5 protein-coding genes are annotated in these 6,032 nt (G+C 53.9%); 3 read left to right on the top strand and 2 right to left on the bottom strand.

What is annotated here, in order from left to right; translation table 11 throughout:
- Positions 1-408 precede the first annotated feature (408 nt).
- A complete protein-coding gene (locus RT120_RS09755) occupies positions 409-561 on the top strand; it encodes a Hok/Gef family protein (RefSeq protein ID WP_312982165.1) in 153 nt (50 codons plus the stop codon).
- Between the two features lie 65 nt (positions 562-626).
- Here the strand turns inward: RT120_RS09755 and RT120_RS09750 are convergent, their stop codons facing one another.
- Both RT120_RS09750 and RT120_RS09745 read right to left on the bottom strand, forming a co-directional pair.
- Complete coding sequence (locus tag RT120_RS09750) at positions 627-1,358, bottom strand: response regulator transcription factor (protein ID WP_312982163.1); 732 nt, start codon at positions 1,356-1,358, stop codon at positions 627-629.
- A 174-nt stretch (positions 1,359-1,532) separates the two neighbouring features.
- A complete protein-coding gene (locus RT120_RS09745; protein WP_312982162.1) occupies positions 1,533-2,636 on the bottom strand; it encodes a glycerol dehydrogenase in 1,104 nt (367 codons plus the stop codon).
- A gap of 339 nt (positions 2,637-2,975) precedes the next feature.
- On the opposite strand from RT120_RS09745, the gene RT120_RS09740 reads away from it, so the two are divergent.
- Positions 2,976-4,307: an MFS transporter gene (locus RT120_RS09740; protein ID WP_312982160.1), complete on the top strand. Its 1,332-nt coding sequence runs from the start codon at positions 2,976-2,978 to the stop codon at positions 4,305-4,307.
- Positions 4,304-6,019 (top strand): dihydroxy-acid dehydratase, encoded by a 1,716-nt coding sequence (ilvD, locus tag RT120_RS09735; RefSeq protein WP_312982159.1) that lies wholly within the window; start codon positions 4,304-4,306, stop codon positions 6,017-6,019. Before RT120_RS09740 ends, ilvD begins: the two co-directional genes overlap by 4 nt.
- Positions 6,020-6,032: the final 13 nt, after the last annotated feature.

The following is a 6,032-nucleotide window of genomic DNA, read 5'->3' as shown; positions in this document are numbered from 1 at the left end:
AATGCTACTCGGGCGGAGTTCGCTCCGCCCTTCTTGTCTGGGACTGAGTCCTTAATGCACCCGATCTGATACCCTTTCTTCCTGCCCGTACCTTTATATATTCGCCAGAGAAATTAATGGAACACTTAATAAAAACCGGAATGAATAAATAAAGTGCCTTTTGCGATGTGTCTGCAAAATCAATGCAACGCGTTTCCAGAAATTACATTGTATATTTAGTGGTATTTTATTAGCGGGCATTTAATATAGCCGGCGGGTGCTTAAGGCTTTCTGTCTTAAGTACATCACTGAACGAGAGACAGAAAGAGAAAAGCCCCGGGCAATATTTCTATTAACCCGAGGCTATCTCTCAACCCTAGACAAGTTGAGAATAGCCGCTTACTCGCCGTGAGGCAAGGAGTAAATGGCATGAAGCCACTACGCTATCTGCTGGCATGCTTATTAGTTGTTTGCATAACAGTGCTGGTTTTTTCCTTATTTAATCGCGGACTGCTTTGCGAGTTAAGAATAAGGAATGGAAATCAGGAGGTGGCGGCTAAATTAGCCTGCTCTGACCGGTAATGCTACTCGGGCGGAGTTCGCTCCGCCCTTCTTGTCTGGGACTGAGTCCTTAACGCACCCGATCTCTATGCTGCCCTTTCTGCCGCAATCACATCCGCAGAAAATACATAGCCAACGCCGCGAATAGTACGGATTAACGCGGGCTGATGGGGATTGTTCTCTATTTTTCTACGCAGACGCATGACCAGCACATCAATCGTGCGGTCAAATACCTCGGTGGTTTCGCTGTGGGTCAACTCCAGCAGTTGTTCACGGCTTAATACCCTCCGGGCATTTTGTACCAACGCCAGTAACAAACCATATTCACCCTGGGTGAGTTCCACGGGCTGTTGATTAGCATCAACCAGCACACAGCGTACAGGATCGAGCGTCCAGCCGTTGAACATAAGTCCTTTGCCCGGCACTGCGGGAACCTCGGCATTCAGTACGCCGCTGCGCCGTAGTACCGCTTTTACACGGGCGATGACAACGCGTGGATTAAAGGGTTTTGCGATGTAATCATCAGCCCCCATTTCCAGGCCGACCACCACATCAGACTCACTGCCCAGGCCGGTTAACATAATCACCGGCAACGACGGATGCTGGCGCTGGATTTGCTGAAGCACCATCAGACCGTTGATATCCGGCAGCATCATATCCAGCAGCACCAGCGCAATTTCTGGATGGGATCCCAGCGTCGCCAGCGCGTTATTCCCGGTATAGCAGGCATGGACCTCAAACACATGCTCGCTAAAGGCATCCCGTAAGACATCGCAAATGGCGGGATCGTCATCCACCACCATAATGGCAGGTTTCATCATCATTCTCCGCAGGGATGAATAGCTAAGGTTGAGTGTGGGCGATTGTACGGATCGATGCCTGAAAAAGCCTTGAGGGGATGTTGAAAATCTAATCAATATCACAGCGATGGGTAATAAGGGGCGTGATGAATAAACAGCACGCCCGATGAACGACGGCATTTGAGAGAAAAATTAACGCCGCTGTGCTTTACGGGCCCTGCCCAGCGCATCAGCGGCGCGTAGCGATGCCATTACCGTTTCCGGCGTTACTTCATAGGGTTCGTTATGCATGGTTTCGCCAGCCTGACAGGCTGCCTGTGCAACGGCCATCAGATCGGCATCGCTGACGTCGCTTAAACCAATCTCGGCCAGGGTAACTGGCAGGCCTACATCCTCGCAGAATGTATAAACCTCATCGATAAGTTCAGGGGAGCGATCTGTCAGCATTAACATGGCCAGCGTGCCGAACGCGACTTTTTCGCCGTGCCAGTAAGCATGAGTCTGCGGCAGGACCGTCAGGCCATTGTGAATAGCATGCGCCGCTGCCAGCCCGCCGCTTTCAAAACCCAATCCTGATAACAGTGTGTTAGCTTCAATGACATGTTCCAGCGCCGGAGTCACCTGATGCTGCTCACAAGCTAACTTCGCCAGGCGGCCATAGCGCATTAGCGTGCCGTAGCAAAAACGCGCCAGCTCGAAGGCGGTCATCGGGCCAGGGCGCGAGGTCATGTTACCTGCTCCTTTGATGCGGCAATCCTCCGCTTCAAACCACGTCGCCAGCGCATCGCCCATGCCAGAGACCAGGAAACGAACCGGCGCAGAGGCGATAATGCCGCTATCCACCAGCACCAAATTAGGGTTACGCGGGATCATTAAATAACGTTTGAATTGCCCTTCGGCGGTGTAGATCACCACCAGCGAGCTACAGGGTGCATCCGTAGACGCAAGCGTCGGTACTATTGCGATAGGCAAACGCAGACTGGCACCGGTAGCTTTGGCGGTATCAAGCGTTTTACCGCCGCCCATTCCGACAATCACGTCCGCGCCGATCGCCATCGCCTTATCAGAAATTCTCGCGATCTCTTCGTCGCTGCATTCACTGTTAAACACCTCAATCTGGTACTCAATAACGCCATGCAGCGCGGTTTCAACCGCATCGCAATAGCGCTGGTGAACGAACGGATCTTGCAGGATCAGCGCTTTGCGTCCCAGGGAAGCCAACTCCTGTGGCAGATACGTTGTTAACGCGCCCTTTCCCTGAACATAGCGTGACGGAAATAGTGCTGTTGTAATCATGATGATTCCTCATTTAAGATTTAGTTCTTTATACAGAACAATTATTCCTTATAAGGAATCTATACCCACAGCATCGCTACTCTCAATGGCTAAATTTTAATAAGTCCAATCCTGTGAGATAACGCACAAATTTACCTTAAGCCCATAAATCGCCGCATTTTCACGTCTGCCTGTTGCCTTTCAACCTGGCTTTCACCCAGTTTATGAAGCTAATCACAAAACAAAGCCTTCGTTTTTGTATGGAATTGACGTTGCTGATTCCCGGCGCGATGATAACAACATACAGAACAGTAGTTCTATATACAGAACAATCATGCCTCTTATTATAGGGAAGAAAAAATGAGTACTGAACTGAGTAAACCGACCACGAGGGGACGCTGGCTGCATATCATCCCAGCCACCATCCTCGTTTATATCGTGGCATATATGGACCGGACCAATATCGCCATCGGTATTGCGGGCGGTATGGAGGAAGATCTCGGCATGACTGCGTCGTTTGCCGGTCTGGTCGCCGGGATCTTCTTTATTGGTTATATCTTTTTGCAGATCCCCGGCGGACAAATCGCCGAACGCCTGAGCGCCAAAAAGCTTATCGCCTGGACAATTGTTGCATGGGGCGGATTTGCCCTGTTGACGGGTTTTGTACAAACCCCCACCCAGTTGCTGATTATCCGCTTTATCCTCGGCGTCGCTGAAGGCGCAGTCTACCCTGCGATTCTGGCCTTGATCGGCCACTGGTTCCCGAATGAAGAACGCGCCCGCGCCATTGCCTATTTCCAGATGAACCTGGCGGTGGCCTCAATTATCACCGGCCCGCTTTCCGGCTGGTTGATCGAGGTCTACGGTTGGCGCGAAATGTTCATTATTGAAGGCTTGCTGTCGCTGGGCCTGCTGTTTGTCTGGCTGCCGCTGGTGGCTGACCATCCGCATCAGGCGAAATGGCTGGATCCGAAAGAGCGCGCCTGGATCGAACAGAAACTGGAAGAAGATCGCACGCTGAGCATCGCCGGAGAGAAAAGCAGTATCCGCAGCGTGCTGCGCAGCGTAAACCTGTGGAAGCTTATCGGTATCTATTTCTTCGTCCAGGTGGGTTTCTACGGCTTCGCCCTGTGGATGCCGAAACTGATTAAAGAGTTAACCGGCAGCGGCATGACCACCGTCGGCCTGCTTACTGCCGCACCGTATATTCTGTGTATCGTCGGTCAGTTCTATATCGCCAAATGGTGCGATAAGACCATGAACCGCCGCCTGTATACCGCAATCCCGCTGATTGGCTTCGCTTTTTGTTTAGCGCTCTCCCTGATCCTCAAAGACAACGTCTGGCTGGCCTACGGCATGATGGTGGTGTGCGGCTTCTTCCTGCAAGCCTACGCGGGCCCGTTCTGGACGCTGCCGCCGCTGCTGTTCGCACCCAACGTGCTGGGCGGCGTGCGCGGCACCATCAACGCCCTCGGCAATATCGGCGGCTTTATCGGGCCGTATCTGGTTGGGCTGTTGACCGTCACTTTCTCTCAAACCGCCGGTATGACCGTGCTGGTTGCCGCATTGCTTATCGCTGTTGCGTTGTTGTTCAGTTTGCCCTCGGTGACCGCGCGTCCTGCCGGTACGCCTAACTCAGGTAGCAAGCCCCTCGCAACCGCGTCACTTAAACAGGAAGGAATCGCCAAATGAGTCAGAAATGCCAAACTGCCCGCGACCTGTGGTCGCAACTGGATGCTCTGCGTCTGGGGATGAACTACACCAAAGACGACGTCAATAAATTGCAGGTATTGGTGGATGATTGCTACGGGGAGAGCCACCCCGGCAGTTTCCACCTCAACCAGCTCGGTGACGAGGCGGTGCTGGGTGTTCACGAAGCGGGCGGCCGCGCGGTGCGCCATCACGTCACTGATATTTGCGACGGCTGGGGCCAGGGCCATGACGGGATGAACTATATTCTGGCGTCCCGCGAAGCCATCGCCAACATGGTGGAAATCCATGCGTCGGTAGTGCCGTATGACGCTGGCGTGCTGATCTCAAGCTGCGATAAATCGATTCCCGCACATTTGATTGCCGCCGCGCGTCTGGATCTGCCGCTGATACATATCCCCGGCGGGTCCATGCGCCCGGCCCCGAATATGAGCACCTCTGACCTCGGCGGCATCACCGCGAAGCTGAAGAAAGGCGAAATCGGCGTTCAGCAGGTGGAAGCCATGCAGCAGTGCGGTTGCCCGACGGCGGGCGCCTGCCAGTTTATGGGCACCGCCAGTACCATGCAGTGTATGTCGGAAGCGCTCGGCCTGGCGCTGCCGGGCAGCGCATTGCAGCCGTCGACGATGGCGGAAATCCGTCGCGGTGCGCGTGCTGCCGGTCATCAGGCGCTGCATCTGGCGTCAAAAAATATCACTACCCACAAAATCCTGACGCCTGCCGCGTTTGAAAATGCGATTAAAGTTCATGCGGCGATTGGCGGTAGCACCAACGCCATGATCCACCTGCCTGCGGTGGCGCACGAGCTGGGCTGGGAATTAAAACCGGAACTGTTCGATCGCATTAATAATGAAATCCCGTATCTGACCAACATTCAGCCGAGCGGCCAGTACGTTACCGAGATGCTGTGGTTCGCGGGCGGTATTCCGCTGGTGCAGTGGTATCTGCGTGATTATCTGGATCTGGATGTGCTGACGGTCACCGGCCGCACGCTGGGCGATAATTTGGAGATGATGCACCAGTCTGGCTTCTTCACCCGCAATCATGGCTATCTGAATAACTACAAAGTCAGCCCGGACGATGTGCTGCGCAAACCCGAGCAGGCCACCAAAAAAGGCTCGATTGCGGTACTGAAAGGCAATATCGCCCCGGAAGGCGCGGTGATCAAATACGCCGCCTGTTCCCCGGATATGCATCACCACGTCGGCCCGGCACGGGTATTTAACTCTGAGGAAGATGCCCAGCAGGCCATCATTCACAACCGTATTGAACCCGGCGATGTGATTTTCATCCGCTACGAAGGGCCAAAAGGTTCTGGCGCACCGGAGATGTTAATGACCACCGACGCCATCGTGTATGACCAGCGGCTGGACGGTAAAGTGGCCCTGATTACCGATGGCCGCTTCTCCGGCGCGACCAGCGGCCCATGCGTGGGCCATGTTTCACCGGAAGCAGCGGACGGCGGACCGATCGCACTGGTGGAAGAGGGCGATCTGATCGAAATGGATGTTAAAGGCCGCAAGCTTAACATTGTCGGTATTCATGGCGTTCGCCAGTCCGGGCAAGACATTCAGGATTGCCTGGAAGCGCGCCGCAGCCGCTGGACCAAACCGGATTATTCCAGCCGTCGCGGTGTGTTTAAGCAATTCACCTCTCATGCCACCTCCTTAATGGCTGGTGCCTGGATTAAATAATATTTTCGGTGGG

The organism is Atlantibacter sp. (assembly GCF_032062175.1).
In the GTDB taxonomy this organism is placed as follows: Bacteria; Pseudomonadota; Gammaproteobacteria; order Enterobacterales; family Enterobacteriaceae; genus Atlantibacter.
The sequence above is the reverse complement of the archived record's forward strand: the minus strand, read 5'-3'. Positions and strand labels throughout refer to the sequence as shown.